At 70.3% G+C, this 26,236-nt stretch carries 22 protein-coding genes; 13 read left to right on the forward strand and 9 right to left on the reverse strand.

Annotated elements, in window-relative coordinates:
- The 4 genes from ABB22_RS15340 to ABB22_RS15355 all read left to right on the forward strand — a co-directional run.
- The coding region (locus ABB22_RS15340) for a DUF2271 domain-containing protein (protein WP_152984214.1) at positions 1-211 on the forward strand (211 nt) is incomplete at its 5' end.
- A 25-nt stretch (positions 212-236) separates the two neighbouring features.
- Entirely contained in the window at positions 237-1,091 is an 855-nt protein-coding gene (locus ABB22_RS15345) for a DUF4198 domain-containing protein (RefSeq protein ID WP_055771306.1), read from the forward strand.
- 162 nt (positions 1,092-1,253) lie between these two features.
- Positions 1,254-2,225 carry an FAD:protein FMN transferase gene (locus tag ABB22_RS15350; protein ID WP_055771309.1) on the forward strand — a complete coding sequence of 324 codons (972 nt, stop codon included), beginning with the start codon at positions 1,254-1,256 and terminating at the stop codon, positions 2,223-2,225.
- The gene (locus ABB22_RS15355) at positions 2,222-3,829 is read left to right on the forward strand and encodes a sulfite reductase subunit alpha (RefSeq protein WP_055771312.1); all 1,608 of its coding nucleotides are present in this window, start codon (positions 2,222-2,224) and stop codon (positions 3,827-3,829) included. The genes ABB22_RS15350 and ABB22_RS15355 overlap by 4 nt, the downstream gene beginning before the upstream one ends.
- Before the next feature lie 693 nt (positions 3,830-4,522).
- Here the strand turns inward: ABB22_RS15355 and ABB22_RS15360 are convergent.
- From ABB22_RS15360 to ABB22_RS15370, 3 genes are all read right to left on the reverse strand, one after another.
- Positions 4,523-4,909 (reverse strand): DUF1801 domain-containing protein, encoded by a 387-nt coding sequence (locus ABB22_RS15360; protein WP_055771315.1) that lies wholly within the window; start codon positions 4,907-4,909, stop codon positions 4,523-4,525.
- Positions 4,910-4,984: 75 nt separating this feature from the next.
- Positions 4,985-5,581: a HutD/Ves family protein gene (locus ABB22_RS15365; protein ID WP_055771317.1), complete on the reverse strand. Its 597-nt coding sequence runs from the start codon at positions 5,579-5,581 to the stop codon at positions 4,985-4,987.
- Between the two features lie 112 nt (positions 5,582-5,693).
- Complete coding sequence (locus ABB22_RS15370; RefSeq protein ID WP_082443713.1) at positions 5,694-7,526, reverse strand: 3-hydroxybutyrate oligomer hydrolase family protein; 1,833 nt, start codon at positions 7,524-7,526, stop codon at positions 5,694-5,696.
- A gap of 113 nt (positions 7,527-7,639) precedes the next feature.
- Here ABB22_RS15370 and ABB22_RS15375 point away from each other — a divergent pair, with 113 nt between their 5' ends.
- Positions 7,640-8,437 carry a 3-hydroxybutyrate dehydrogenase gene (locus ABB22_RS15375; RefSeq protein ID WP_055771323.1) on the forward strand — a complete coding sequence of 266 codons (798 nt, stop codon included), beginning with the start codon at positions 7,640-7,642 and terminating at the stop codon, positions 8,435-8,437.
- Between the two features lie 193 nt (positions 8,438-8,630).
- Complete coding sequence (locus ABB22_RS15380; protein WP_055771326.1) at positions 8,631-9,293, forward strand: response regulator transcription factor; 663 nt, start codon at positions 8,631-8,633, stop codon at positions 9,291-9,293.
- A gap of 206 nt (positions 9,294-9,499) precedes the next feature.
- Here the strand turns inward: ABB22_RS15380 and ABB22_RS15385 are convergent, their stop codons facing one another.
- The 3 genes from ABB22_RS15385 to ABB22_RS15395 are packed head-to-tail and all read right to left on the reverse strand — an operon-like array spanning position 9,500 to position 14,033.
- Complete coding sequence (locus ABB22_RS15385; protein WP_055771329.1) at positions 9,500-12,745, reverse strand: efflux RND transporter permease subunit; 3,246 nt, start codon at positions 12,743-12,745, stop codon at positions 9,500-9,502.
- A gap of 1 nt (position 12,746) precedes the next feature.
- Positions 12,747-13,820: an efflux RND transporter periplasmic adaptor subunit gene (locus ABB22_RS15390; protein ID WP_055771332.1), complete on the reverse strand. Its 1,074-nt coding sequence runs from the start codon at positions 13,818-13,820 to the stop codon at positions 12,747-12,749.
- Between the two features lie 9 nt (positions 13,821-13,829).
- Positions 13,830-14,033, reverse strand: coding sequence for a YgaP family membrane protein (locus tag ABB22_RS15395; RefSeq protein ID WP_055771335.1), 204 nt, complete (start codon positions 14,031-14,033; stop codon positions 13,830-13,832).
- A gap of 97 nt (positions 14,034-14,130) precedes the next feature.
- Between ABB22_RS15395 and ABB22_RS15400 the strand changes: the two genes are divergently transcribed.
- The 4 genes from ABB22_RS15400 (at position 14,131) to ABB22_RS15415 (ending at position 15,710) form a co-directional block, all read left to right on the forward strand.
- On the forward strand, positions 14,131-14,520 hold the full coding sequence (locus ABB22_RS15400) for a rhodanese-like domain-containing protein (protein ID WP_055771337.1): 390 nt from the start codon (positions 14,131-14,133) through the stop codon (positions 14,518-14,520).
- 2 nt (positions 14,521-14,522) lie between these two features.
- Complete coding sequence (locus ABB22_RS15405) at positions 14,523-14,876, forward strand: ArsR/SmtB family transcription factor (RefSeq protein ID WP_055771340.1); 354 nt, start codon at positions 14,523-14,525, stop codon at positions 14,874-14,876.
- Positions 14,873-15,244 (forward strand): rhodanese-like domain-containing protein, encoded by a 372-nt coding sequence (locus ABB22_RS15410; protein WP_055771344.1) that lies wholly within the window; start codon positions 14,873-14,875, stop codon positions 15,242-15,244. The genes ABB22_RS15405 and ABB22_RS15410 overlap by 4 nt, the downstream gene beginning before the upstream one ends.
- Positions 15,245-15,353: 109 nt before the next feature.
- Positions 15,354-15,710 (forward strand): carboxymuconolactone decarboxylase family protein, encoded by a 357-nt coding sequence (locus tag ABB22_RS15415; RefSeq protein WP_055771347.1) that lies wholly within the window; start codon positions 15,354-15,356, stop codon positions 15,708-15,710.
- 72 nt (positions 15,711-15,782) lie between these two features.
- Here ABB22_RS15415 and ABB22_RS15420 read toward each other — a convergent pair whose 3' ends face one another.
- Entirely contained in the window at positions 15,783-19,136 is a 3,354-nt protein-coding gene (locus ABB22_RS15420; protein ID WP_055771350.1) for a PAS-domain containing protein, read from the reverse strand.
- 427 nt (positions 19,137-19,563) lie between these two features.
- A complete protein-coding gene (locus ABB22_RS15425) occupies positions 19,564-21,831 on the reverse strand; it encodes a TonB-dependent receptor (protein ID WP_055771354.1) in 2,268 nt (755 codons plus the stop codon).
- A gap of 163 nt (positions 21,832-21,994) precedes the next feature.
- Here ABB22_RS15425 and ABB22_RS15430 point away from each other — a divergent pair, with 163 nt between their 5' ends.
- Positions 21,995-23,401: a GntP family permease gene (locus ABB22_RS15430; protein WP_055771357.1), complete on the forward strand. Its 1,407-nt coding sequence runs from the start codon at positions 21,995-21,997 to the stop codon at positions 23,399-23,401.
- A gap of 402 nt (positions 23,402-23,803) precedes the next feature.
- Here ABB22_RS15430 and ABB22_RS15435 read toward each other — a convergent pair whose 3' ends face one another.
- Positions 23,804-24,136 carry a ComEA family DNA-binding protein gene (locus ABB22_RS15435; RefSeq protein WP_055771361.1) on the reverse strand — a complete coding sequence of 111 codons (333 nt, stop codon included), beginning with the start codon at positions 24,134-24,136 and terminating at the stop codon, positions 23,804-23,806.
- A gap of 199 nt (positions 24,137-24,335) precedes the next feature.
- On the opposite strand from ABB22_RS15435, the gene ABB22_RS15440 reads away from it, so the two are divergent.
- The gene (locus ABB22_RS15440; protein ID WP_055771364.1) at positions 24,336-25,829 is read left to right on the forward strand and encodes a M20 family metallopeptidase; all 1,494 of its coding nucleotides are present in this window, start codon (positions 24,336-24,338) and stop codon (positions 25,827-25,829) included.
- A 64-nt stretch (positions 25,830-25,893) separates the two neighbouring features.
- Complete coding sequence (locus ABB22_RS15445) at positions 25,894-26,163, forward strand: GlsB/YeaQ/YmgE family stress response membrane protein (RefSeq protein WP_055771366.1); 270 nt, start codon at positions 25,894-25,896, stop codon at positions 26,161-26,163.
- Positions 26,164-26,236 lie beyond the last annotated feature (73 nt).

The following is a 26,236-nucleotide window of genomic DNA, read 5'->3' on the forward strand; positions in this document are numbered from 1 at the left end:
GGCCGGCAAGCATGCGCTGGGCTTCAGCGACAGCCAGCCGCAGCTGCGCGGCCTGCCCGCCGGCCAGTACACGCTGGTGGTGGAGGCGGTGCGCGAAGTCGGCGGCCGCGAGCTGCTGAAGATTCCCTTCGAGTGGAAGGGCAAGGCCGGCAACGGCACCGCCCAGGGCCAGAGCGAGCTCGGCCTGGTCACCCTCGCCATCAAGCCCTGACGTTCCGAACAAGGAGAAACACGCCATGAAACGCACCACCCTGCTCGCCGCGCTGATCGCCGCCACGCTTCCGTTCTCCGCCCTGGCCCACAAGCAGTGGCTGCTGCCCTCGTCCACCGTGGTCGCCGGCAACGACGTGTGGGTGACGGTGGACGCGGCGGTATCCAACCAGCTGTACTACCCCGACCACGTGGCGATGCGTCTGGACAACGTCACCATCGCCACGCCGGACGGCGGCACCCTGCAGCCGCAGAACCCGGCCACCGGCAAGTACCGCAGCGTGTTCGACGTGCAGCTGGAGCAAGAAGGCACCTACCGCATCGCCAACCTCAACAGCGGCATGTCCGCACGCTGGGACACCCCGGAAAGCCTGGCCGCGGCCAAGGACAAGCCGGCGGCTGGCGGCATGGGCGGCCCGCGCGGCGGCTTCCTGCGCAACGCCACGCCTGAAGACCTGGCCACCAAGATCCCGAAGAACGCACAGAACCTGATGGTCACCGAGGGCATCGGCCGGGTGGAGACCTTCGTCACCAAGGGCAAGCCGAGCAGCGTCGCCGCGATCGGCAAGGGCCTGGAGCTGGTGCCGGTCACCCACCCCAACGATCTGTTCGCCGGCGAGGAAGCCACCTTCAAGCTGGTGGTCGACGGCAAGCCCGCCAGCGGGCTGGAAGTGGAGATCGTGCGCGGCGCCACCCGCTATCGCAACGCGCAGGACGAGATCAAGGTGACCACCGGCGCCGACGGCAGCTTCAAGGTGACCTGGCCGGAAGCGGGCATGTACTGGCTGGAGACCTCGACCACCGACGCCAAGACCAGCGCGCCGCAGGCCAAGCAGCGCCGGCTGAGCTACGTCGCCACGCTGGAAGTGCTGCCGCAGTGACGCAGGAATGAGTGAAGAGGAGTGAGGGGCGAGAAGAGCCGCAACACCGGCGACGACCCGCTCCCCTCCTCCCGCTCCATGCCTGCGCTTGTCGGGAGGACGGACAGGCACGCCTGTCCGCATCTCCTCCCCACTACCTCCTCTTCACTCGATTCTGGCTCCATGTCTTCTCCCGACATCGCCGCCCTCGGCGGCCACACCATGGGCACCACCTGGAGCGTGAAGCTGGTGGCGCCACGCGGTCGCGACCTGCACCCGCTGCATGCGGGCATCCAGGCGCAGCTCGACCGCGTGGTCGCGCAGATGAGCACCTGGGAGCCGGGGTCGGACATCAGCCGCTACAACCGCGCCGCCGCCGGCAGCTGGCAGCCGCTGCCCGGCGAGTTCTGGCGCGTGCTGCTGGCCGCGCAGGCCGTGGCCGAACGCAGTGGTGGCGCTTTCGATCCCACTGTCGGCCCGTTGGTGGCGCTGTGGGGTTTCGGTGCCGATGCCGGACAACGGCGTGCGCCCGATGCCGCAAGGCTTGCCCAGGTCGCCGCGCAGTGTGGGTGGCAGCGGCTGCTGCTGGACCTGCCGGCGCAGGCCGCGCTGCAGCCCGGCGGGCTGCAACTGGATCTGTCGGCCATCGCCAAGGGCTATGGCGTCGACCTGGTCAGCGACTGGCTGCGCGGACAGGGCATCGACGCGGCGCTGGTCGAGGTCGGCGGCGAACTGCACGGCCGCGGCCGCAAGCCCGACGGCCAACCGTGGCGCGTGCTGGTCGAATCGGCGCCGGAGGAAGACGCCGGCGCCGGGCATCCGCCGCGCGTGCTGGCGCTCGACGACCTGGCGGTGGCCACCTCCGGCGACCGCTGGCACCGCTACGAGCAGGACGGCGTGAGCTACAGCCATACCCTGGACCCGCGCCGGCATGCGCCGGTGACGGCCGCGGCCGCCGCGGTCACCGTGATCCATCGCGAGGCGATGCTGGCCGACGCCTGGGCCACCGCATTGACGGTGATGGGCGCGGATGAAGGGCTCGCCTTCGCCGACGCCCATGGCCTGGCCGCGCGCTTCCTCCAGCGTGGCGCCGATGGCCCGGTCGAAACCCTGTCGCAGGGCTTCCGGCGGCACCTGGACGCAGGCAACGCATGAGCCGCTCCGCCTCCGCGCGCATCATCGCCGGCAATGCCGCGGTCATCGCCCTGCTGCTGGCGATCGCCGGCCTGCTGCTGCGCCTGCACCTGGGCGAGAACTGGTGGCTGGCTGCACCGCTTCCGGCCCGGCGCTGGATCGCGCTGGCCGCCCTGCTCGCCTATGCGGCCGGGTGCGCGGCGCTGTGGTGGCATGCGCGTCCGCGCCAGGACGATGCCACCGAGGCCGGCGAGCCGCCGCTGCTGGTGGTCTGGGCCAGCCAGACCGGCTTTGCCCGGCAACTGGCCGAGCACACCGCGCAGAGCCTGCGCGATGGCGGCTGCCGGGTACGCCTGCGCGCGCTCGACCAGGTCGATGCGGCCTTGCTGGGCGGCACGCGCAAGGCGCTGTTCGTCGCCAGCACCACCGGCGAAGGCGACCCGCCCGACCACGCGCTGGCCTTCCTCGGCCAGGTGATGCGGCAGGCGCCGCCGCTGCCGGACCTGCACTACGCGGTGCTGGCGCTGGGCGACCGCAGCTACGAGCACTATTGCGCGTTCGGCCATCGGCTGGACGACTGGCTGCGCCAGCACGGCGCCCGGCCCCTGTTTGATACCGTGGAAGTGGACAACGCCGACCCCGCCGCCCTGCGCCATTGGCAGCAGCTGCTCGGCCAGTTCGGCGACGGCAGCGTCCAGGTCGACTGGAGCGCACCGGACTACCAGCCATGGTTGCTGCGCGCACGCCAGCAGCTGAATCCCGGCAGCGTCGGCGGCCCGGTATTCCACCTGCGCCTGCAACCGGCCGATGGCGACCTGCCCGCGTGGCAGGCCGGCGACATCGCCGAAGTCGGCCCGCGGCATGCCGCCGGCGCCGTCGAACACTGGATGCGCACGCATGATCTCGACGTGCGGACGACGCTGGCCGATGGCCGCGCATTGCGCGAGGTCCTGGCCGCCTCGAAGCTGCCCGACACCCTCGATTCCAGCGCCCCCGACGCCATCGCCGCCGCGCTGCAGGCCTTGCCGCACCGCGAATACTCCATCGCCTCGCTGCCATCGGAAGGCAGCCTGCACCTGCTGCTGCGCCGGCAGGCGCATCCGGACGGAACACCGGGCCTGGCCAGCGGCTGGCTGTGCGACGACGCCGCCATCGGCGGGCGCATCGACCTGCGCCTGCGCGCGAATGCCAACTTCCATCCGCCGGCGGACGATGCGCCGCTGGTGCTGATCGGCAACGGCACCGGCATCGCCGGCCTGCGCGCGCACCTGCGCGCGCGCATCGATGCCGGCGCGCGCCGCAACTGGCTGCTGTTCGGCGAGCGCAACCATATCCACGATTTCCACTTCGGCGACGAACTCGAACAGTGGCGGCACGAAGGCTGGATCGAACGTCTGGACGCCGTTTTCAGCCGCGACGGCGGCGCACACCGTTATGTGCAGGACGCCTTGGCCGCGCAGGCCGACCTGCTGCGCCAGTGGGTCGACGACGGCGCCGCCGTACTGGTCTGCGGCAGCCTGCAGGGCATGGCCCCGGCGGTGGACGCGGCGATCGCGCAGGCGCTTGGCGAGGAGCGCAAGGAACAACTGGTGATGCAGCGGCGCTACCGGCGCGACGTGTATTGAGGCCAGGAACGAATCAACGAGGAACGCGCAAGGGCAGCCGCAGGCGCCGCGTTATCGTGGCGACGTCTGGTGTGGCTCTGTCGGGAAGGCCCCAGCGGGGCGGTGCCCCGCTCTACAACGGCACGGGGTTCCGTAGCGCCGGGCAACGCCCGGCGGGGCTTGCCCGGGAAGGCCCCTGCGGGGCGGTGCCCCGCTCTACAACGGCACGGGGTGCTGTAGCGCCGGGCAGCGCCCGGCGGGGCTTGGCCTGGAAGGCCTCAGCGGGGCGGTGCCCCGCTCTACAACGGCGCGGGGTTCCATGGCGCCGGGCAGCGCCCGGCGGGGCTTGGCCGGGGAGGCTCCAGCGGGGCCGTGCCCCGCTCTACAACGGCACGAGGTTCTGTAGCGCCGGGCAGTGCACGGCGGGGCTTGGCCGGGAAGGCTCCAGCGGGGTGGTGCCCCGCTCTACAACGGCACGAGGTTCTGTAGCGCCGGGTAGCGCCCGGCGGGGCTTGCCCGGGAAGGCCCCAGCGGGGCGGTGCCCCGCGCTACGACGGCGCGAGGTTCCGTAGCGCCGGGCAGCGCCCGGCGGGACTTGGCCGGGAAGGCCCCTGCGGGGCGGTGCCCCGCTCTACGACGGCGCGGGGTTTTGTAGCGCCGGGCAGCGCCCGGCGGGGCTTGGCCGGGAAGGCCCCAGCGGTGCGCTGCCCCGCTCTACGTCAGTTGCGCCATCCACTGCCTGATCAGCGCGACCACGGCGGTACGCCTGGCCTCCAGTTCCGCGGCATCGCGGAATTCGAGCAGGGCGCGATCCGGCCCCAGCCACTCCAGCAGGCCCTCCGGATCGGCAACAACGTCGGCCGGCAAGCTGCGCTTCTTCGTTCCCAGATGCAGGATCAGGCGCACCACGTCGGGCCTGCGCAGCTGCATCGTGGCGAAGTGCTCCGAGGTGCGGAAGCTGGGCGCGTTCCATTTGACCGCTTCGGCGATCGCGGGGTCGACCGCCAGCAGCAGGACGCGCAGCGCGCGTATCGTCGACGCCAGCGGGTGATCCAGCGCGTCGATGAACGCATCGACGTCCGTCGTCGTGGCCTTGCCCATCGCTCCTCCCGGCGGTGCCTGCCGGGCGCCATCATCGGCCCGCGCGCACGGCCCTGTCCATGCGCCGCAACCGCCTCAGGCGGCGGAGGCCGGCGTGATCCGTATCGCCAACAACTCCCCGCCACCGAGCAGCGCATGGCGGCGGCGCCCGCCGGCGCCCAGCCACGCCGTATCGCCGGCCTGCAGGGGCGGCAGCGTCGCGTCCTCGAATGCGGCCTGCCCGGCCAGCAGGTGGATCGCCCACGCCACCTGCGGTTCGGTGAAGAACAGCATGCTGCCGACCAGCGGCCGGTGCAGCAGTTCGGCATGCAGGTCCGCGCGCCGCCACATCAGGTTGAAATCGCGGGTGGTTCCATCGACCAGCTCGCCGGTCAGTTCGTCCTCGCCGGCGAAGCGCAGCCGCTGGTGTGGCGGCAGCAGGGTTTCGCAGCGGCCATCGGCGAAACGCAGGCGCAGGCCCTCGCCCTCCAGCAGCACCAGTTCGCGTTCGACGCCGGGAAACGCGGAAAACGCCGCGTCCTGCTCGATCTCGGCGATGGACAGGCGCAGCTGCCAGTCGCCCTGTGCGGGCAGGCGCAGGATTTCGCGGGTCCAGCCCAGGCCGTTGCGCCACCGTTCGCGGTGGTAGACGGCAGCCGGGATGACGCGGGAAGGCGAGTTCAGGATTTCCATCGCGCCATGATGCCATCGCCGCGATGCCGTTGTAGGAGCGGCATCAGCCGCGCCGGGCTTCACCGGGAAAGCCCAGGCACGCCTCGCATCGCTCCCATGACAACGGCTGCGGTTACTTCGGCATTGCCAGGTTTTCGGCGGTCAACGGTCTGCCCGCGCGCGGCGTGGTTTCGATCACCGCGTCGACCGGCAATGGCGTGCCCTTGTCCAGACGTTCCTGCACGCGGTCCAGCGCGGCGTACACATAAGGCAGCAGCGGCAGGTAGCGCGCGCCGTAATCGGGCAGGCCGAGGAAGCCGTCGAAGTGCTGCACATGGCGCACCTGCCAGTAGTTCACCTCGCGCCCGGCCGCCTTGGCCGCGGCCACGTAGGGCGCGCTGCTGAAGGCCGGCGGGATCAGGCCGTCGTCGGTGCCGTGCACCACCATCACCGGCAGGCCCTTGCGCGGCAGGCCGGCGCGGGTGGCCTGGATGCCGGCCTGCACGCGACGGGCGTCCTCGCCCTGCCCGTCCCACAGGCCGCGCAGGCACTTCAAGCCGGCGTAGGTCAGGTCCGGCAGCTGCACCCTGCTGTCGAGCAGGCCGACGCCGGCGCCCGGCGGGATGCCGCCGCCATCGGCGATCCACGCCGCACGCTCGGCAGCGGTGGCCGCGCGCGGCGAGAAATCCGGATTCTGCGCGGCAAAGGCAAAGCCGCAGGGGTGTTCGCCCACGCCATAGCGGCCATAGGCCGAAGCGTAGGTGGCGGCGACCGCGCGCCACAGGTCGAAGCCGGTGGACAGCGCGCCGGCACGCAGCGCGGCGTCGGTCCAGCCCTTGCCCAGCATCAGCTCGTAGGCGGCCTTGGCCTGCGCTGCGGGCGTGGCACCATCGATGACGCCTTCGGCCGCCAGCGTGGCGCAGCGCACGGCGGCGCCGGCCTGCAGCGCGGCGGTCAGCGGCGGCTGCGGCAGGCCGGTCATGTGCAGCTGCGCGCAGGGCATCAGCAGCGCCGCTTCGGTGGAATAGTCGTACAGCGCGCGGGCGCCGGGGCCGTCGGACAGCACGCTCGGCTCGCCGGCGACCACCGCGTCCAGCCAGTCGCCTTCCAGCTCGGCCGCACGCAGCACCGCGCCGCCGCCGTTGGAGATGCCCACCGCGACGACGCGGGTGTTGGCGAAGGTGAAGGGCGCGGCCTGCGGGAACGCCTGGTCCAGCGCCAGCAGCGCGAATTCGGCCGCCTGCTTCACATGGCGGCCCCAGTCGGCTTCCGGGTTGTCCTTGGAGTGGGCGTGCTTGAAGGCCACGCCGGAAGCGTTGACCGGCGCGTCCGGCACGAAGGCCAGGTCGGCGGCCTCGCCCAGGGCCCCGACCATGCCGTTGGCGCGCACGCCCATCTGCGCGTCCAGGTCGAAATAATCGCTGCCCGCGCCCTTGTCGGTGTACACCACCGCGCAGCCCTTGGGCAGGCCCCAGGCCGCCGCCACCGACACCGCGCCGTAGATGCCGCGCGAACCGGAGGCCGGCGCCACCAGCACGCAGCGCCTGCCGGTGTCGAAATTGTCCGGCACCTGCGCCAGCACGCGATGCGGCTGCTTCGCCCCGGGCAGGCGCGCATAGGCCGAATATTCGCGGCCCGGCACCGCCTCCAGCGTGCCGAACAGCTCGCCGTAGCCGCCGCCCGGCGCGAGGTCGGCGATGCCGCGCCAACTGCCCCACAGCGCGCGCCGGCGCAGCTCCTCCACGGTCGGCGCGCCGGCGTCGGCGAAGGCCGGCGGCGCCAGGCTGCGCAGCCCGGCCAGGCCGAGGCCGGCAGTCAACAGGTCGTCGTCGCCGCGGTGTTCGCTGCGCAGTTCGTTGCTGAACATGGAAGACTCCACGGACTTGGAAGCGGGGCCGCTGGCGCACGACGCCAGGCCGAATCCGATGACGAGGCCGCAGGCGGCGCGCAGGAGGGAAGTAGTCATGCCGGCACACTAGCAGAGCGCCCCGCCCAGCCCATCGTACTTTCGTACCACGCGGCGCTTACGTCCCGGCTGCTACGTTCTGCAGCCTTCCCCCACTGTTTCACGGAGTTCCCATGGACCGTTTCCTGCAGGGCCGCACCGCGCTGGTGACCGGCAGCACCTCGGGGATTGGACTTGCCATCGCACAGGCATTGGCCGCGGCCGGCGCCCGCGTGGCGATCAACGGCCTGGGTACGGCCGAACAGGTCGATGCCGCGCTCGCCAGCGTCACCGCAACCGGCAGCGAATCGCGCCACTTCGGCGCCGACCTGCGCAACCCCGCCGAGATCGAGGCGATGATGGCCGCGGTGCAGGACTGGGGCGCGCTCGACGTGCTGGTCAACTGCGCCGGCATCCAGCACGCCGCGCCGCTGGCCGAACAGCCCGCGCACAAGTGGGACGACATCATCGCCATCAACCTCAGCGCCGCCTTCCACACCATGCAGCAGGCGCTGCCGGGCATGGCCGGACGCGGCTACGGCCGGGTGGTCAACATCGCCTCGGTGCATGGGCTGGTGGCCTCGAAGAACAAGGCGCCCTACGTGGCCAGCAAGTTCGGCATCGTCGGCCTGAGCAAGGTCGCGGCGCTGGAGTACGCGGCTGCCGGCAGCCGCGACAGCGGCGGCGTCACCGTCAACTGCGTGTGCCCGGGCTGGGTGGAAACGCCGCTGATCGAGCCGCAGATCCAGGCGCACCGCAACGGCGGCAGCCGCGACGACGGCGTGCGCGCCCTGCTGGAGGAAAAGCAGCCCAGCCTGCGCATGTCGCTGCCCGAAGACATCGCCGCGATGGTGGTGTGGCTGTGCCGCCGCGAGGCGCACAACCTTACCGGCACGGCGCTGCCGATGGACGGCGCCTGGACCGCCCAGTAAACAACCGCTCCCGCAGGAGCGCTTTCCGCCGCGACGGAGCACTCATGCCGATCCTTCCGCAGCGGGCCAGCGCCCAGCGTGCGGCTGGGCCGATGGGAATGCCGCATCGCGACCGAAGCCGCTCCTGCGGGGCCGCTCCTCCACGCTGCGCCCATTTCGCCGACAATCGAGGCCCGTCCCCGCCACCATGCCCATGCCCAGCCTGCTGATCGCCGACGACCACCCGCTGTTCCGCGCCGCGTTGCGCCAGGCCGCGGGCGAAGCGGTGGCCGACCTGCAGGTGCGCGAGGCCGAATCGCTGGAAGGCGTGCTGGCCGCGCTCGATGCCGCGCCGGACACCGACCTGATCCTGCTCGACCTGCACATGCCCGGCAATCACGGGCTGGCCGGGCTGGCGGCGATCCGTGCCCAGCATCCGGGCGTGGCGGTGATCGTGGTGTCGGCCAACGACGACCCGCGCGTGGTGCGGCGCGCGCTCGACCACGGCGCCGCCGGCTACCTGCCCAAGAGTTCGGGCCTGAACGAACTGCGCGAGGCGATCCGCAGCGTGATGGCCTGCGAGCAATGGCTGCCCGCCTCGCTGCGCGCGGCGGTGGCGCGCGCGCAGTCCTCCAGCCACGACAGCGAACTGGCCGCACGCCTGGCCAGCCTGTCGCCGCAGCAGTTCCGCGTGCTGGCGCTGGTCGCCGAGGGCCTGCTCAACAAGCAGATCGCCGACCGCCTGGACGTGCAGGAGCGCACGGTCAAGGCGCACCTGTCGGCGATCTTCGAACGCCTGGGCGTGCGCAACCGCACGCAGGCCAGCGTGGTGCTGCGCGAACTGGAACTGAGCGACCCGGCCAGGCAGATCGAATAGGCGCATGTCGCCCGGCGCCGGCCGGCTCCAACGCCTGCAACGTGGCCGGTGGCCACCCGACGGCGGCCCGTGCCGGATGACGGTGCGCGCCCAGGCACCGCGATCCGGCCCAGGCGCGTACCGTGCCCGTCATCGCCGCGCCGTCCAAGCACTGCGTTCCGCCGTCGCCGGTCGCAACGCGACGGCCGGCCGGAGCAGGCCGTCGCTCAGGACGCGTCCTCCTTCCGGCGCATGCGCTGCAGCAGCGCGTAGTACAGCAGCGGGATCACCAGCAGGGTCAGCACGGTGGACACCAGGATGCCGAAGATCAGCGCGATCGCCAGTCCGTTGAAGATCGGGTCGTCGAGGATGAAGAACGCACCGGCCATCGCCGCGAGCGCGGTCAGCGCGATCGGCTGCGCGCGCACCGTGCAGGCCTCGATCACCGCGCGCTCCAGCGTGCTCCCGCGCTCGACCAGGTGGTTGATGAAATCCACCAGCAGGATCGAGTTGCGCACGATGATGCCTGCCAGGGCGATCATGCCGATCATGCTGGTCGCGGTGAACTGCGCCCCCAGCAGGGCATGGCCGGGCATCACCCCGATCACCGTCAGCGGGATCGGCGCCATGATCACCAGCGGCACCACGTAGTTGCGGAAGTACGCCACTACCAGCAGGTAGATCAGCACCATGCCGGCGGCGTAGGCGATGCCCATGTCGCGGAACGTTTCGTAGGTGATCTGCCATTCGCCGTCCCACTTCACGCCAAAGCCGGCGCCGTCCGGCGGCTGGCGCACGAAGAACTGCGACAGGCGAAGACCATCGATGGAGTTGCCGCCGATCTGGCCGACCAGGTCGAACATGCCGTACAGCGGGCTGTCGACGCGGCCACTCTCATCGCCCATCACGTACACCACCGGCAGCAGGTCCTTGTGCTGGATCGCGCCGTCCCACTGCGTGCGCCGCACCGTCACCAGCTCCGACAACGGCACCAGCTGGCCGTCGCCGCCGCGCACGCGCAGCGCCAGCACGCCATCGAGCGTGGCCTGGCCGGCGGCCGGCAGGCGCAGCCGGATCGGGCGCGGATGGCGTGAGCCGCTGTCGACGACATGGCTGGCGTCGCTGCCGGACAGGCCGGCGGCGATCGTCCTTACGATGTCCGCCTGCGAGACGCCCAGCCGCGCCGCTCGCTCCCGATCGACGGCCAGCACCTCGCGCGCGGCATCGGCCTCGACGCTGCTGTCCACGTCGACGATGCCGTCGGTGGCGAGGAACCGCTGCTCCAGCGCGCGGCCGGTACTGCGCAGGCGCGCGTAGTCCGGGCCGTACAGCTCGGCGACGATTGGCGACAGCACCGGCGGGCCGGGCGGCACTTCCACCACCTTGACCGAGGCGCCGTGGCGGCGGCCGATCCGGTCCACGTCGGGCCGCAGGGCGACAGCGATGTCGTGGCTCTTGCGCCTGCGCTCGTGGCGGTCGACCAGGTTGACCTGCAGGTCGCCGACGTTGGCGCCTTCGCGCAGGTAGTACTGGCGCACCAGTCCGTTGAAGTTGATGGGCGCGGCGGTGCCGGCATAGCCCTGGTAATGCCGCACCTCGGGTATGCGGTCGAGCGCGCCGGCCAGTTCGGCGAGCAGGGCATTGGTGTCCTCCAGCGTGCTGCCCTCGGGCATGTCCACCACCAGCTGCAGTTCGGACTTGTTGTCGAACGGCAGCATCTTCATCACCACCAGCCGGAACCCCGCCAGGCTTGCCGCCAGCGCCACCAGCACCGCCATCGCCAGGAACAGCCAGCGGCGCCGGCGTGCCGCGCCATCGACGGCCAGAAAGGGCGTCATCGTGCGTTCGAACACGCGGTGCAGCCGCGCCGCGATGCCGCCTTCCGCATGGCCATGTCCGCCGGTCGCCGCGTCGCCGGCATGGCGGCGCAGCAGTTCCAGCGACAGCCACGGCGTGACCACCAGCGCGATCAGCAGCGACAGCAGCATGCCGACCGAGGCATTGATCGGGATCGGCCGCATGTACGGCCCCATCAGGCCGCTGACGAAGGCCATCGGCATCAGCGCGGCAATCACGGTGAAGGTGGCCAGGATGGTCGGCCCGCCCACTTCATCGACCGCCGCCGGGATCGCCTCACGCAGCGTCCTCCCGCCCTGCGCCATGTGCCGGTGGATGTTCTCGACCACCACGATGGCGTCGTCGACGAGGATGCCTATCGAGAAGATCAGCGCGAACAGCGACACCCGGTTGAGGGTGAAGCCCATCGCCCAGGAGGCGAACAGCGTCACCGCCAGGGTCAGCACCACCGCCGAGCCGATCACCAGCGCCTCGCGGCGGCCCAGGGCGAACAGCACCAGCAGCACCACCGACCCGGTCGCGAACACCAACTTCGTGATCAGGGTCCGCGCCTTGTCGCTGGCGGTCGCGCCGTAGTCGCGGGCGACGGCCACCTGCACGCCATCGGGAACGACCTGTCCGCGCAGCGCCTCGATCCGGTCCAGCGCCGCACGGGTGATGTCGGCCGCGTTGCTGCCGGGCTGCTTGGTGATGGCCAGCGTCACCGCCGGCGCCACGCCGGTGCGCGGACCGCCGCGCCCGGGCGGTGCGCCATGCCAGACATAGCTCGACGGCAGGTCGGCGGCATCGCTGACGGTGGCCACGTCGGCCAGCCGTACCGGCTGCCCACCGGCCACGCCCAGCACCAGCCCGGCCACGTCGGCGCGGTCGGCCAGGAAGCGGCCGGCACTGACCTGCACCACGCCATCGCCGCCGATGCGCTCGCCGGCCTGGCGCGCCAGATTCGCCGCCTGCAGCGCGACCTCCAGGTCGTTCACCGCCAGTCCATGGGCCGCCAGCCGCGCCGGATCCAGCGTCACCATCACCGCCCGCTCGGGCGCGCCGAGGGTATGGACATCGCGGGTTCCGGGGATGCGCTTGAGCTCGGCTTCCAGCGTGTGGGCGACTTCGGCCAGGTCCAGCGCACCGCGCTGCGCATCGTCGGTCCACAGCGTCAGCGCCATCACCGGCACGTCGTCGATGCCGCGCGGCTTGATGAGCGGCTGGCCGACGCCCACGTCCGGCGGCATCCAGTCCTGGTTGGAGAACACCTTGTCGTACAGGCGCACCAGCGCCGGCTGCCGCTGCACGCCGACCTCGAACTCCACCGTCAGCACCGCCAGGCCGGGACGGCTGACCGAATAGGTGTGCTTGACCTGCTCGATCCCGGCCAGCTTCTGCTCCAGCGGCCCGGTCACCAACTGCTCGACCTGGCGCGCATCGGCGCCGGGGAACGGCACGATGACATTGGCCATGGTCACGTCGATCTGCGGCTCTTCCTCGCGCGGGGTCACCGCCACCGCGACCAGGCCGAGCAGCAGGCCCAGCAGGGCGAGGATCGGGGTCAGCGGATTGTCCTGGAAAATCCGCGCGAGGCGGCCGGAAATACCCAGCCGCGGCGTGTCGTGTGCGGACATCTCAGCGTTCTCCGCGTGCGGCGGCCAACGCCTGCATCGCCGCGAGCGGATCGCTGGCGATGCGCTCGCCCGCCTTCAACCCGGCGATCACCTCGACGTTGTCGCCGCTGCGTTCGCCAAGGCGCAGCTGACGCAGCGACAGCCGGCCATCGGCGAGCACGTAGACGGCATCAACCTCGCCACGGTGCAGCAGCGCCGAGGCCGGCACCTGCGGATGGACGCCGCCCTTCACCGCCGGGAACACCACCCGCGCCGAATTGCCAGGCTGCGGCGCCGGATCCAGCGCCGGCAGGCCGACCCGCACCTTCACCGCATGGGTCGCGGCATCGGCCGCCGGGAACACCGTCACCTGCGCCGCGTCGATCCGGCGGCCATCGTCCAGGCGCACCTGCGCCACGGCATCGGCGCGGATCGCATCGGCCTCGGACTGCGGCACGCTGACCTCCACGCGCAGCGCGTCGGGAGCGAACACCGTCATCAGCCGCTGGCCGGGGTTCACGCTCTCGCCCGGCTCGACATCGCGGGTACTGACGATGCCCGCATAGGGCGCGCGCACCAGGGTGTAGGCCCCCTGCTGGCCGGCGCTGGCCAACTGCGCACGCGCCGCATCGCGCGCGGCGGCGGCGGTGTCGCGCGCGGCGCGGGCGCGGTCCAGCTGCGCCCGCGACACATACTGGCCCTGCGCCAGGTCGGCATGGCGGCGGTAATCCAGTTCGGCTTCCCGCGCGGCGGCCTCGGCAGCACGCAGCTGCGCGCGCGCCGCGTCCACCCCGGCCAGCTGCTCCACGGCCGTCAGCCGCAGCAGCACCTGCCCGGCCTCGACCCGGTCGTTGACGTCGGCCTGTACCTGCGCCACCCGCCCGCTGGTCTGCGCGGACAGCGTGGCCTGGCGCACGGCCTCGACCACGCCGTCCCAGCCGCGGCCGTCGCCGGCGCCGGCCGCCCCTACCTCGATGCTGGACAGACCCTCGACCGCGACCGTGGCCGGTTCCGGGCGGCCATCGCCACAGGCCGCCAGCACGGCGGCCAGCAGCAGCGGGAGAGCATGGCGCGGACGCGGGATGTTCGGTTTCACGTCGACGCCTTACTTGAACGCGCAGCCGCCGGGCACGCCCAGCCTGCGGAACAGCAGGGCCGCCGGACAGAAGCCGGTGAAGCTGGCCTGCAGCAGGTTGGCGCCGACGAAGACGGTCAGCCACAGCCACAGCGGCGAGACGAAATGCGCGAGAGCGAGGCTGGCGAGGATCATCACGCCGGCGAAGGCGAGGACGGCACGGTCGAGGTTCATGCGGTTTCTCCTGGATTGCGATGGCCGGCACTGGCGCCGGGTTGCGCAAAACATTAGCAACAACTAATATTAGCGTCAACTTATATACGGAGCCGCCATGCACACCACCGTCAACGACCTGGTCGCCGCCGCCCGCGCACGCATCCGCGAGGTTTCCCCGCAGGAAGCCGCCACCTGGCCGGCTGGCAGCGTGGCGATCATCGACGTGCGCGAACCGGAGGAATACGCCGCCGGCCACCTCCCCGGCGCGGTCAACCTGCCGCGTGGCGTGCTGGAGTTCCGCATCCATGCCCATCCGGCACTGGCCTGCTCCACCAGCCAGGAGCTGACCCGCCCCGATCGTCCGCTGCTGCTGTACTGCCTGACCGGCGGCCGCTCCGCGCTGGCCGCCGACAGCCTGCGCCAGCTCGGCTTTGGCGACGTGCGCTCGCTTGCCGGCGGCTTCGCCGCATGGCGCAATGACGCACTCCCCACCGACCAGGAATGACGATGGCAAAGGCCTCTCCCCGCCAGCAATTCGACGTGGCCGCGATGCGCGCCCATGCCGGCGACGCCGCGCAGCTGCTCAAGGCGTTGGCCAACGAGAACCGCCTGCAGGTGCTGTGCCTGCTGGCCGAGGGCGAGCGTTCGGTCGGCGAGATCAACGCTTTGCTGGACCTGAGCCAGTCGGCCCTGTCCCAACACCTGGCGATACTGCGCGAGGAAGGCCTGGTGCGCACCCGGCGCGAGGCGCAGACCATCTTCTACGCGCTGGCCGACGGCCCCGCGGCGGCGGTCATGCACACCCTGCATGGCATCTACTGCGGCGGGCCGGCAACGACCGGCAAGGCAGGCAGGCCATGATCGGATGGCTCAAAACTCTGTTCGGCCTCGGCGGCGCACAGGTTCCGGCGGATGAAGCCGCTGCGCGCATGCGCGATAGCGCGGCGCTGGTGGACGTGCGCGAACCGGCCGAGTTCGCCAGGGGCCATGCGCCCGGCGCACGGCTGTTGCCGCTGTCGCGCATCCGCGCCGACACGTCGACCGCCATCGAATCGCTCGGCCTGCCCGAAGGCACGAACGACGTGCTGCTGGTCTGCCAGAGCGGCGTACGCTCGCGCATCGCCCAGGCCATGCTGGCCAAGGACACCCGTCATCGCTGCGTCAATATCGCCGGCGGCATGAACGCCTGGGCGGCCGCAGGCCTGCCGGTGACCCCGCCGCACCGCTGACCAGCACCCTTCACCGTCGTACAGGGCCGGGCCTCTGCATGGCCCACGCCGCGGCGGATCGCGCCCGGCACCCGCCACCACGACCTCCCTTCCCTCCAGGAGCAGACGCATGAGCGCCATCCCTTCCTACACCGACCTGACCCGCGACATTTCGCGCAACCTCAATCCGCTGCGCACCCACAATGCCGACGTGATGCAGGGTTTCGGCGCCCTCAGCAAGGCGGCGATGGCCGCCGGCGCGCTGGACGAGAAGACCAAGGAACTGATCGCCATGGCGATCGGCGTGGCCAACCGCTGCGACGGCTGCCTCGGCTTCCATGCCAAGGCGCTGGTGCGGCTGGGCGCGACGCCGGAAGAATTCCGCGAGATGCTCGGCGTGGCCGTCTACATGGGCGGCGGTCCGTCGCTGATGTACGCGGCCAACGCCCTGGCCGCCTTCGAGGAATTCAGTACCGCGCAGGGTTGAGCGCCGCGCAGACGTCCACCGGGCCGCACGGCGTGCGCCGCAGGCGCCGCCCGCGGCCCCGCTGCTGCGCGGTCATGCACTGGTCAGCGCGCGCGCGGCCAGCAGCCGGTCCATGACCGACTTCAGCGCAAGCGGGCGCACCGGTTTGTGCAGCAGGGTCAGGCCCTGCTCCAGCACCTCGCGGCGCGTGGCCAGGCTGTCGTCGGCGCTGAGGATCAGGGTCGGCCGCGCACCGAAGCGCTCGCCCAGCCGCGCCTGCAGCGCGGTGCCGGTATCGCCGTCGTCCAGGTTGTAGTCGAACAGCCACAGCGCCGCCGGCGCGGCCTGCATCGCCGCGACCGCACCCGCCTCGGCCGATGCCTCGGCCACGTCGTAGCCCCACCCGCGCAGCAGCGCCGCCAGGCCGGCCAAGGCCGCCGGATCGTTGTCCACGACCAGCACGCGGATCGCCTCGCGGATGGATGCCGCCCCACCCTGCGGTGGCGGCACCGCGGCCGCGAACTGCGCCGGCATCTGCACCATGCCCACCGCCACCGAGAACACGGTGCCGCGGCCCAGTTCGCTGCGCAGCCGCAACGGCGCATCCAGCAGGCCGGCGATGCGGTCGGCGATCGCCAGGCCAAGCCCCAGTCCCTGGCCGCCGCTGTCCTCGCCGCGCCGGAATTCCTCGAAGATGCGCCGCTGCTCGCCCTTGGCGATGCCCGGCCCGGTGTCGTGCACTTCGATGCGCAAGCTGCCGCCGTCGCGGCGCACGCCGAGCAGCACACCGCCCTGCGCGGTATAGCGCACCGCATTGGCCAGGAAGTTCTGCAGCACGCGCCGCAGCAGCTGCGGGTCGCTGTTCACCCAGGCGCGGGTCGGCACGTAGCGGAAGGCCAGCCCGCGCGCCGCCGCCAGCGCGCGGAATTCCGAAGCCAGCGGATCGAGAACTTCGGCCAGCGGCATGTCGCGCGGCTGCGGCACCAGCCCGCCAGCCTCCAGCCGCGACATGTCGAACAGGCCGGTCAGCAGCTGCGTGGTCGAATCCAGCGCGCCGCGGATCTGCACCACCGCCTGCCGCTGCGGCGGCGCCTCCACCTGCTGCGCCAGCGTGTCGGTGAACAGGTGCGCGGCATGCAGCGGCTGCAGCAGGTCGTGGCCGATGGCGGCCAGGAAGCGGCTCTTGGCATCGTTGGCGCGCTCGGCCTCGCGCTTGGCCGACTCCAGCAGCGCGGTGCGTTCGCCCACGCGCTGCTCCAGCGTCTCGTTGCTGCGCATCAGTTCCTGCTCGGTGCGGCGGAACTCGGTGACGTCGGTATAGGTGGCGACGAAACCGCCGCCGGGCATCGGGTTGCCGCGGATCTCGACGATACGGCCATCGGGAAACACGCGTTCGGTCAGGTGCGCGGTGCCGGCGCGCATGAACGCCAGGCGCCGGTCCACCGCGCGCTCATCGCTGCCGCGCTGCGGCATCGCATGCAGCGCCCAGCGGGTCAGGTCCATGATCGGCCGGCCGACCTGCAGCAGCTCGTCCGGAAAGCCGAACAACTGCGCATACGGGCGATTCCACGCCACCAGCCGCTGCTCGCGGTCGATCACGCTGATGCCCTGGCTCATGTTCTGCAGCGCCGCCTGCAGCACCTGCTGGTTGAAGCGCAGGTCCAGCGAGGCCTCGCTGACGATGGCCGCAACCGTGGCCAGCTCGCCGCTCTCGCGGCGCGCGGCATCCAGCAGCAGCCGTGCCGACGCCGCACCAAGCACCGCGGACAGTTCGCGCTCGACACTGGCCTCGGTCGCCGCCGGCACCGGCCCCTGCCGCGGCGCATCGGCCAGCAGTCGCTGCACCTTCTCGTAGGGCAGGAAGCGGCGGCCGGCGTCGCGCAGCGCGTCGGCGTCCAGATTGCGGCGGGTACGGTCGGGCGTGTCGCGCCGCCACGCCATCGCCAGCAGCGTCACCGCGGTGCCGACGAACAGGCTGGCACCGACCGCACGCCCCAGCGGACTCCAGCCGGTCAGGCCGAACAGCGCCCCCGGCGCCAGCCAGCGCCAGCCGAACGGCCCCTCCGCCAGCCATGCCGGCACGCGGCCGCCGTTTTCCAGCAGCGTCGGCAGCAGCAGTACCCACGCCCAGGTGGCGAAGCCGGCCAGCACGCCGGCGATGGCCGCGCGCGGCGGCGTCTGCGGCCGCCAGATGGCGAATGCCAGTACCGGCACCAGGGTGGCCATCGCCGAGAACGAGATCGCACCGATGTCGGCCAGCACGTTGCCGCCGCCGATCAGCCGGCTGTAGGCCCAGGCCAGCAGCATGATCACGCAGATGCCGGCGCGCCGCAGCCACACCAGTTCGCGGCGGTGGTCCCCGCCGGCGCGCGCCCAGGTGCTGCGCAGCAGGCCCGGCGCGAACCAGTGGTTGCCGATCATCAGGCTCAGGGTCAGGGTGCTGACCACCACCATGCCGGTGGCCGCGCTCAGGCCGCCGAGGAAGGCGAACAGCGCCACCCCGGTATGCCCGGCCGAGAACGGCAGCGCCAGCGTGTACATGTCGCTGGGCACGCTGTTGCCCAGCAGCGCGCCACCGGCGCGCGCCAGCGGCAGGATCGGCAGCGCGATCAGCAGCAGGTACAACGGGAACAGCCAGCGCGAGGTACGGATGTCGGCCGGGTCGCGGCACTCGACCACGCCGACGTGGAACTGGTGCGGCAACAGGAACATCGCCAGCGCGCCGAGCAGCACCAGCGGCACGAAGCCGCCGGCCGGCGCATCCGCCGCGGGCGCCGGCGGCGGCATCGCCACCCCGTCCAGCCCGAACCAGACGAAGGCGCCCAGCGCCAGCATCGCACCGAGCTTGAACAGCGATTCGGCGGCCATCGCCAGCACCAGCCCGCGGTTGTGCTCGGACACGTCGGCGCGGCGCGCGCCGAACAGCATCGCGAACAGCGCCATCGCCAGCGCCACGTACAGCGCGCTGTCGCGCCACGGCGCGGTGTCCTGCGCCGCGTCGGCCGAGCGCAGGGTGAGCATGCCGAAGCTCATCGCCACCGCCTTGAGCTGCAGCGCGATGTAGGGAATCAGTCCGAGCGCGGCGATCAGCGTCACCGTCGCCGCCAGCCAGGCGTCGCGCCCCAGCCGCGCGGCGATCAGGTCGGCCAGCGAGGTGGCATTGGTCTCGCGCGCCAGCCGCACCAGCCGCACCATCATGCCGATGGCCAGCGCATAGAACAGGATCGCGCCGACGAAGGTCGGCGGCAGCGGCCAGCCGTAGCGCGCGGCCTGGGTCACCGTGCCGTAGAACGTCCACGAGGTGCAGTGCACGGCCAGCGACAGCGCATAGACATGGCGCCAGTGACGGGCGAACACGGCCGGCCGGCGCTCACCGTACAGCGCGACGCCGAACATCAGCACCAGCCAGGCCACCCCGGCCAGCGCCACCGTCACCAGACTCAGCATGCGTATGGGTTCCCCGTGTGCATAGCGGGCAGGATACGGCGCGCGGCAAGCGCAGCGGAACCACACAGCGCACCCGCTCCCGTAGGAGCGGCTTCAGCCGCGATGGCGCGTTCCCGATGAATCACCACACACGCCAAGGCAGCAAGCGCAGAGGAACCGCACAGCGCATCAGCACTCGTAGGAGCGGCTTCAGCCGCGATGGCGCGTTCCCGATGAACCACCGCGCACGCCAGCAAAGCTGTCTCCAGCAATTTCAGGAAAGCTCCATCGCGGCTGAAGCCGCTCCTACCGGGATCGTGCGAGGACGGCGGGAGGGACATCATCCATGGCAGAGCCGCACGAACAGCGGCGCACGCGGGTGGCGCCATGAAAAACCCTCCCTGCGGAGGCAGGGAGGGTTTCGATCCACGACCGGGGAACGTGCGCCTCAGAAGTTGTAGCGCAGCGACACGTACCAGTTGCGCGGCAGGCCGTAGTAGGCGGTCTGGATATTGGCAATGCTGGCAAATTCCTGACCCTCGGTCTTGTACTGCCTGTCGGTCAGGTTGCGCACGCCGGCGCGCACCTGCCAGGCCATCTGCGGCGAATCCCATACGCCGTAGACGCCCACCAGGGTGTACGCGTCCTGGCTCAGCACCGCGCGGTTGTCCACGCTCAGCCAGGTCTTGCCGCGGTAGGACACGTCGCCGCCGAAGGTCAGGTTGCCGTTGTCGCCCAGCCCGAACACATGCTGCAGGGCCACGCGCGCGGTCCAGTCCGGCGAGAACGGCACGTGGTCGTGGATCACGTTGACCGGGTCATAACCCGGGTAAGCGGGATCATGGCGCGGGTCGTCGAACCGATCGTATTTGGCATCCAGCCAGCTCAGCTGCCCACTCAGGGTGGTGGCTTCGCCCAGCAACGCGCTGCCTTCCAGTTCGATGCCCTTGATGTTCACCTTGGCGGCGTTCAGCACCGGGAACTTGAAATCCGGAATCATCGAGCCCGGATTGGAAATCTCCGATACGCGGGCCTGGAAGTCGGAGTAATTGCTGTAGAAGGCCGCCGCGCTGCCACGGAACCGACGATCCGCCGACGTGCCCTTCAGGCCCGCTTCGTAGGTCCATACGAATTCCGGGTTGAAGCGGGCGGTCCTGACTTCATACGCGGAATTGGCCCGGCCATTGAAGCCTCCGGACTTGAAGCCGCGATTGGCCGACACATAGCCCATCAGGTTGTCGCTGAACGCCTTCTGCAGGCTGACCGAAGGCGTCATCGCCGTCCACGACGCCGAGGTCGCCGGGAACGGTACCGTTTCATTCAACCCGGTAAACGGCGCCCCCCAGAAGGTGCTGGTGGTGCGCTCGTAATCCTTGGTGTCCTTGGTCCAGCGCACACCGGCTGCCAGAGTCCAGCTCGGCGCGAACGTCCAGTTGGCATGTGCGAAAGCGGCTTTCGACGTGGTTTCCAGGTCATCGGAAATGGTGCGCAGGAACTTCACCTGGCTACCAAGCACGCCGAACAGATCGCTGGCGTAGGCCTCCTGATAGGAAGGAACATTTTCCTTCATGTAATAGGCGCCGAAGGTCAGGTGCAGGTTGCTGCCATTGTCGTAGTGCAGCTGGAATTCCTGGCTCTTCTGGTTCTGGTCCAATGCGACCAGCACGTCGCCCAGTTCGTACTCGGAGGCATCGATGTCGATGTACGACTTGGTCTTGAGCTTGCGGTAAGCGCTGATGCTCTTCAGCGTCCACTGCTCGTCGATGTCCCAATCCATTGCCAGCGAGGCACCGGAGTGCTTCAGGTACTGGCCCTGGCCGTCCTTGAACGAAGTACGGACGCGGCGATCCCACTTGCCGGTTTCGCCCGGCTTGAGCACGACCTTTCCGAGCACGACATCGGTACGCTCCAGGTTGGCCATCGGTCGACCCAGGGTCAGCGCGGCGTCCTGCTTGGTCGTATCCAGCGACAGGGTGGCGCGGAAGTTGTCGGCCGGGTTGAAAGCCAGCTTGACGCGCAGCGCCTCGGTGTCGTCGTCGTTGTAGTGCTTGCCGGTGTCGGCATCCCTGACATAGCCGTCGTTGGTGATCTTGGCACCGGCGACGCTGGCCGCGAAGGTGTCGCTCAGCTTGCCCGACACGTAGAAGCGGCCTTCCAGGCGGCCGTAGTCGCCGGCGGTGACTTCCACCGCGCCGCCCTCGTTGTCGAACGGGTTCTTGGTGGTCAGCTTGATCGCGCCGCCGGTGGAGTTCTTGCCGTACAGCGTGCCCTGCGGGCCGCGCAGCACTTCCAGCTGCTGGATGTCGAACAGCGAGAACAGCGCGCCGTTGATGCGCGAGTAGTAGACGTCGTCCACGTACATGCCCACGCCCGGATCGAAGGTCTGCAGCGCGTCCGGCTGGCCGATGCCGCGGATGAACACGTTGACGCTGTTGGCCGAGCCGCGACCCTGGGCGATGTTCATGTTCGGCACCGCGCCCTGCAGGCCTTCCACGGTGGAGGCCTGCAGATCCTTGATCTGCTCCTCGCCGAAGGCCGACACCGCCACCGGCACGTCCTGGATGGACTCGGTGCGGCGGCGCGCGGTCACGGTGACTTCGTCCAGCTGGGTGGCCTGCTGGTGGCCAGCCGGATGCTGCTGCTCCTGGGCCTGCACGAACGCGGCCGGGGCCAGCAATGCACAGCCCACGGCCATGCTCAGATACTTGCGCTTCATTGGTCTCCCTCCTCCCGGGTATGACACGGCGGCACACGGATGCCGCCCACGCTGCGCACGTTAACGGGGCGTTAGGGGCTGGCGTATCGTCCGTTCGTACAGTGGGCCGGCCCGCCCCCGCTCCCGATACTCGCCGGCATCGTGTCTGGCCGGGGAGCCGTGGATGTCGTTTCTGATCGTACTGGCGGCGCTGTGCTTCCTGATGTTCGTGGCCTACCGCGGCTACAGCGTGATCCTGTTCGCGCCGGTGGCGGCGCTGGGCGCGGTGCTGCTGACCGACCCGACGCTGGTGCAGCCGATGTTCACCGGCCTGTTCATGGACAAGATGGTCGGCTTCCTGAAGCTGTACTTCCCGGTGTTCCTGCTCGGCGCGGTGTTCGGCAAGCTGATCGAGATCTCCGGCTTTTCCAAGTCGATCGTCACCGCCACCATCCGGCTGGTCGGCGCGCAGCGCGCGATGCTGTCCATCGTGCTGGTCTGCGCCCTGCTCACCTACGGCGGCGTGTCGCTGTTCGTGGTGGTGTTCGCGGTCTACCCCTTCGCCGCCGAGCTGTTCCGCCAGAGCAACATCCCCAAGCGCCTGATCCCGGGCACCATCGCACTGGGCGCCTTCACCTTCACCATGGACGCGCTGCCGGGCACGCCGCAGATCCAGAACATCATCCCCGCCTCGTTCTTCGGCACCACCGGCTGGGCCGCGCCTTGGCTGGGCGTGATCGGCACGGTGGTGATCCTGATCCTGGGCATGAGCTACCTGGAATGGCGCCGCCGCGTGGCGATCGCCAGGGGCGAGGGGTATTCCGGCGCCAACGAGGAGCTGCGCAACGAACCCGAGCCGTTCCAGGGCGACCGCCTGGCACACCCGCTGGTGGCGGTGCTGCCGCTGCTGCTGGTGGGCGTGGCCAATTTCCTGTTCACCCGCTGGATTCCCGGGTTCTATGGCGAAAGCCAGTCGTTCGTGCCGGCGGTGATCGGCAACCCGGCTCCCGTGGTGCAGGAAGTCTCCAAGGTCGCCGCGATCTGGGCGGTACAGGGCGCACTGCTGCTGGGCATCCTCAGCGTCATCGCCTTCGCCTGGAAGCCGGTGGTGGCCGCGTTCGCCGAGGGCACCAAGTCGGCCATCGGCGGCGCCATGCTGGCGTCGATGAACACCGCTTCGGAGTATGGCTTCGGTGCCGTGATCGCCGCCCTTCCCGGCTTCCTGGTGGTGGCCAACGCGCTGGGTTCGATTCCCAATCCGCTGGTCAACGAAGCCGTTTCCGTCACCGCCATGGCCGGAATCACCGGCTCGGCCTCCGGCGGCATGAGCATCGCACTGGCGGCGATGGCCGACAGCTTCATCGCCAACGCGCAGGCCGCCGGCATTCCGATGGAAGTGCTGCACCGCGTGGCGGCGATGGCTTCCGGCGGCATGGACACGCTGCCGCACAACGGCGCGGTCATCACCGTGCTCGCCGTCACCGGCCTGACCCACCGCCAGTCCTACAAGGACATCTTCGCGATCACGGTCATCAAGACCCTGGCCGTGTTCGCCATCATCGGCGTGTACTACACCACCGGCGTGGTCTGATCCCGGCGCGGGCGGACACCGCTGTCCCCCAGTAACGCCCCCCTTCTCTGTAGAGCGGGGCAGCGCCCCGCTGGGGCACCACCAGCCAAGCCGCCGCCGGGCACTGCCCGACGCCACAAAGCCGCAACTCCCGCTCTTCTCTGCAGAGCGGGGCACCGCCCCGCTGTGGCACCACCCGCCAAGCCCCCGCCGGGCGCTGCCCGGCGCTACAGGCCGCAGCGCCTCACCTTCCTGCGCAGCGGAACGACAGGCAAAAAAAAATCGCCCGGCTGCACGTCACTGTGCAACACCGGGCGACTTCACTTCCCTGTAGGCTTCCTGCCTCTCCCCTGCCTCCTGGCTATGCGGGGTTCTCCGTGTGGCCGTCATCCGGACGACGCACGTTTTTCGATTCCCTTCCGCTCAACGCCTTTCGACCGGTTTGGTCGCCGCCGCCTTGGCGTTCCTGGCGGCGGAGGCGGTTCCTGCGCCTACGCCGATCAGGTCACGATTCCGTTCGACCGTCTTCAATCCGATGCCCTTGACCAGCGCCAGTTCCTCGACGCTCTTGAAGGGACCGTTCGCCTGTCGGTATTCGACGATCGCCTGCGCCTTGGCGGCGCCGACATTCACCAACACCCGGTCCAGCTCCGCCGCGGTGGCGGTGTTGATGTCGACCTTGTCCGTGGCTTGCGCCGATGCGGTCAACAACAACGCCAGAACCAGTGACTTCAGCATCACGGTGAAAAGCTTCATCGCTGCAACTCCTTGTGGCTTGGACTGGAATGCCGGCATCCCCGCCGGCCAGACCAGTGTTCCGCGCCACATGAACACAGCCTATCCGCCACGCCTCCGGCCCACAGCCGGCAAACCGCCCGATTCTTTGTAGGAAAATTCCTACAAGAGGGACGGCGTAGAATGGGCGCACTTGAAACCTTGCAACCGGAGTTCCCGAATGGACAGCGCCAAGCTCGGCCAATTTCTCAGCGACAAGTGGGACAACGACATCGTCCCGCAACTGGTCGACTACATCCGCATTCCCAACAAATCGCCGATGTTCGACGCGAACTGGGTGGCCAATGGCTACATGGACCAGGCCGTGGCGCTGATGGAGAACTGGGCCAGGGCGCAGAAGATTCCCGGCCTGCAGGTCGAGGTGGTGCGCCTGGAAGGCCGTACTCCGCTGATCTTCCTGGAAATCCCGGCCACCGGCCCGGAAACCGGCGATGACACCGTGCTGCTCTACGGCCACCTGGACAAGCAGCCGGAAATGACCGGCTGGGACGACGACCTGGGCCCGTGGAAGCCGGTACTGCGCGGCGACAAGCTGTACGGCCGCGGCGGCGCCGACGACGGTTATGCCATCTTCGGCTCGCTGGCCGCCGTGCTTGCGCTGCAGGAACAGGGCCTGCCGCACGCCCGCTGCGTGATCCTGATCGAAGCCTGCGAAGAATCCGGCTCCTACGACCTGCCGGCCTATGTCGACCACCTGGCCGACCGCATCGGCCAGCCGTCGCTGGTGGTGTGCCTGGATTCGGGCTGCGCCAACTACGACCAGCTGTGGTGCACCACCTCGCTGCGCGGCCTGACCGGCGGCAACTTCACCGTAAAGGTGCTCAACGAGGGCGTGCACTCCGGCGACGCCTCCGGCGTGGTGCCGTCGTCTTTCCGCCTGCTGCGCCAGCTGCTGTCGCGCATCGAGGACGAGAACACCGGCCGCATCCTGCTCGACGGCCTGCACACCGAGATCCCGGCCGAGCGCCTGGAGCAGGCCAGGCGCGCCGCCGACGTGGTCGATACCGCCATCTTCGACAAGTTCCCGCTGGTCGACGGCCTCAAGCCGATGAACGACGACCTGACAGAGCTGGTGCTCAACCGCACCTGGCGCCCGGCCCTGTCGGTGACCGGCATCGGCGGCATGCCGCCGCTGGAGTCGGCCGGCAACGTGCTGCGTCCGGAAACCTCGGTGAAGCTGTCGCTGCGCCTGCCGCCGACCGCCAACGGCAAGGCCTGCGGCGAGCTGCTGAAGGAAGCGCTGCTGCGTGACCCGCCGAACGGCGCGCACGTGACCCTGGACCTGGAAAAGGCCTCCACCGGCTGGAACGCCCCGGCGATGGCGCCGTGGCTGGAGCAGTCCATCGACGACGCCAGCCAGGCCTTCTTCGGCAAGCCGGCCATGTACATGGGCGAAGGCGGCTCGATCCCGTTCATGGGCATGCTGGGCGAGAAGTTCCCGGGCGCCCAGTTCATGATCACCGGCGTGCTCGGCCCGCACTCCAATGCGCACGGCCCGAATGAGTTCCTGCACATCCCGATGGGCAAGCGCGTGACTTCCTGCGTGTCCAAGGTGCTGTTCGACCACCACGCGGCCAGCCTGCGCGGCGAGACCAGCGGCTCGCCCGTGGCGGCCGACAGCGGCACCCGCCACGGCGGCCACGGCTGCTGCTGAGCGGCGCGATGACGACGCAGCCTGGCCTTGCTAGGCTGCGTTTTTCCCTGAAGCAGGCGGGCACATGAGCGGACTGTTTGGCAGCGACAGCTGGCTGTACATCATCCTGGTCGGCTTCGTGGTCGGCCTGCTCGGACGTTTCTTCATGCCCGGCAACAACCGCATGGGCTGCCTGCTGACCATCGTGCTGGGCATTGCCGGCGCGGTGTCCGCCGGCTGGTTCGGCCGCGAAATGGGCTGGTACGCGGCCGGGCAACCGGCAGGCTTCGTCGGCGCCATCATCGGCGCCATCGCCCTGCTCGCGCTGTTGCGGCTGGTCAGCGGCAAGCGCTGAACGTCCCACCTTTTCCCAAAGAATTCGGGGAAGCCACGAGGCGCCGGCGCCCCGTGGCCAGCCCACTGGCACC

Origin of the sequence: Stenotrophomonas nitritireducens, assembly GCF_001431425.1 — a bacterium.
In the GTDB taxonomy this organism is placed as follows: domain Bacteria; phylum Pseudomonadota; class Gammaproteobacteria; order Xanthomonadales; family Xanthomonadaceae; genus Stenotrophomonas; species Stenotrophomonas nitritireducens.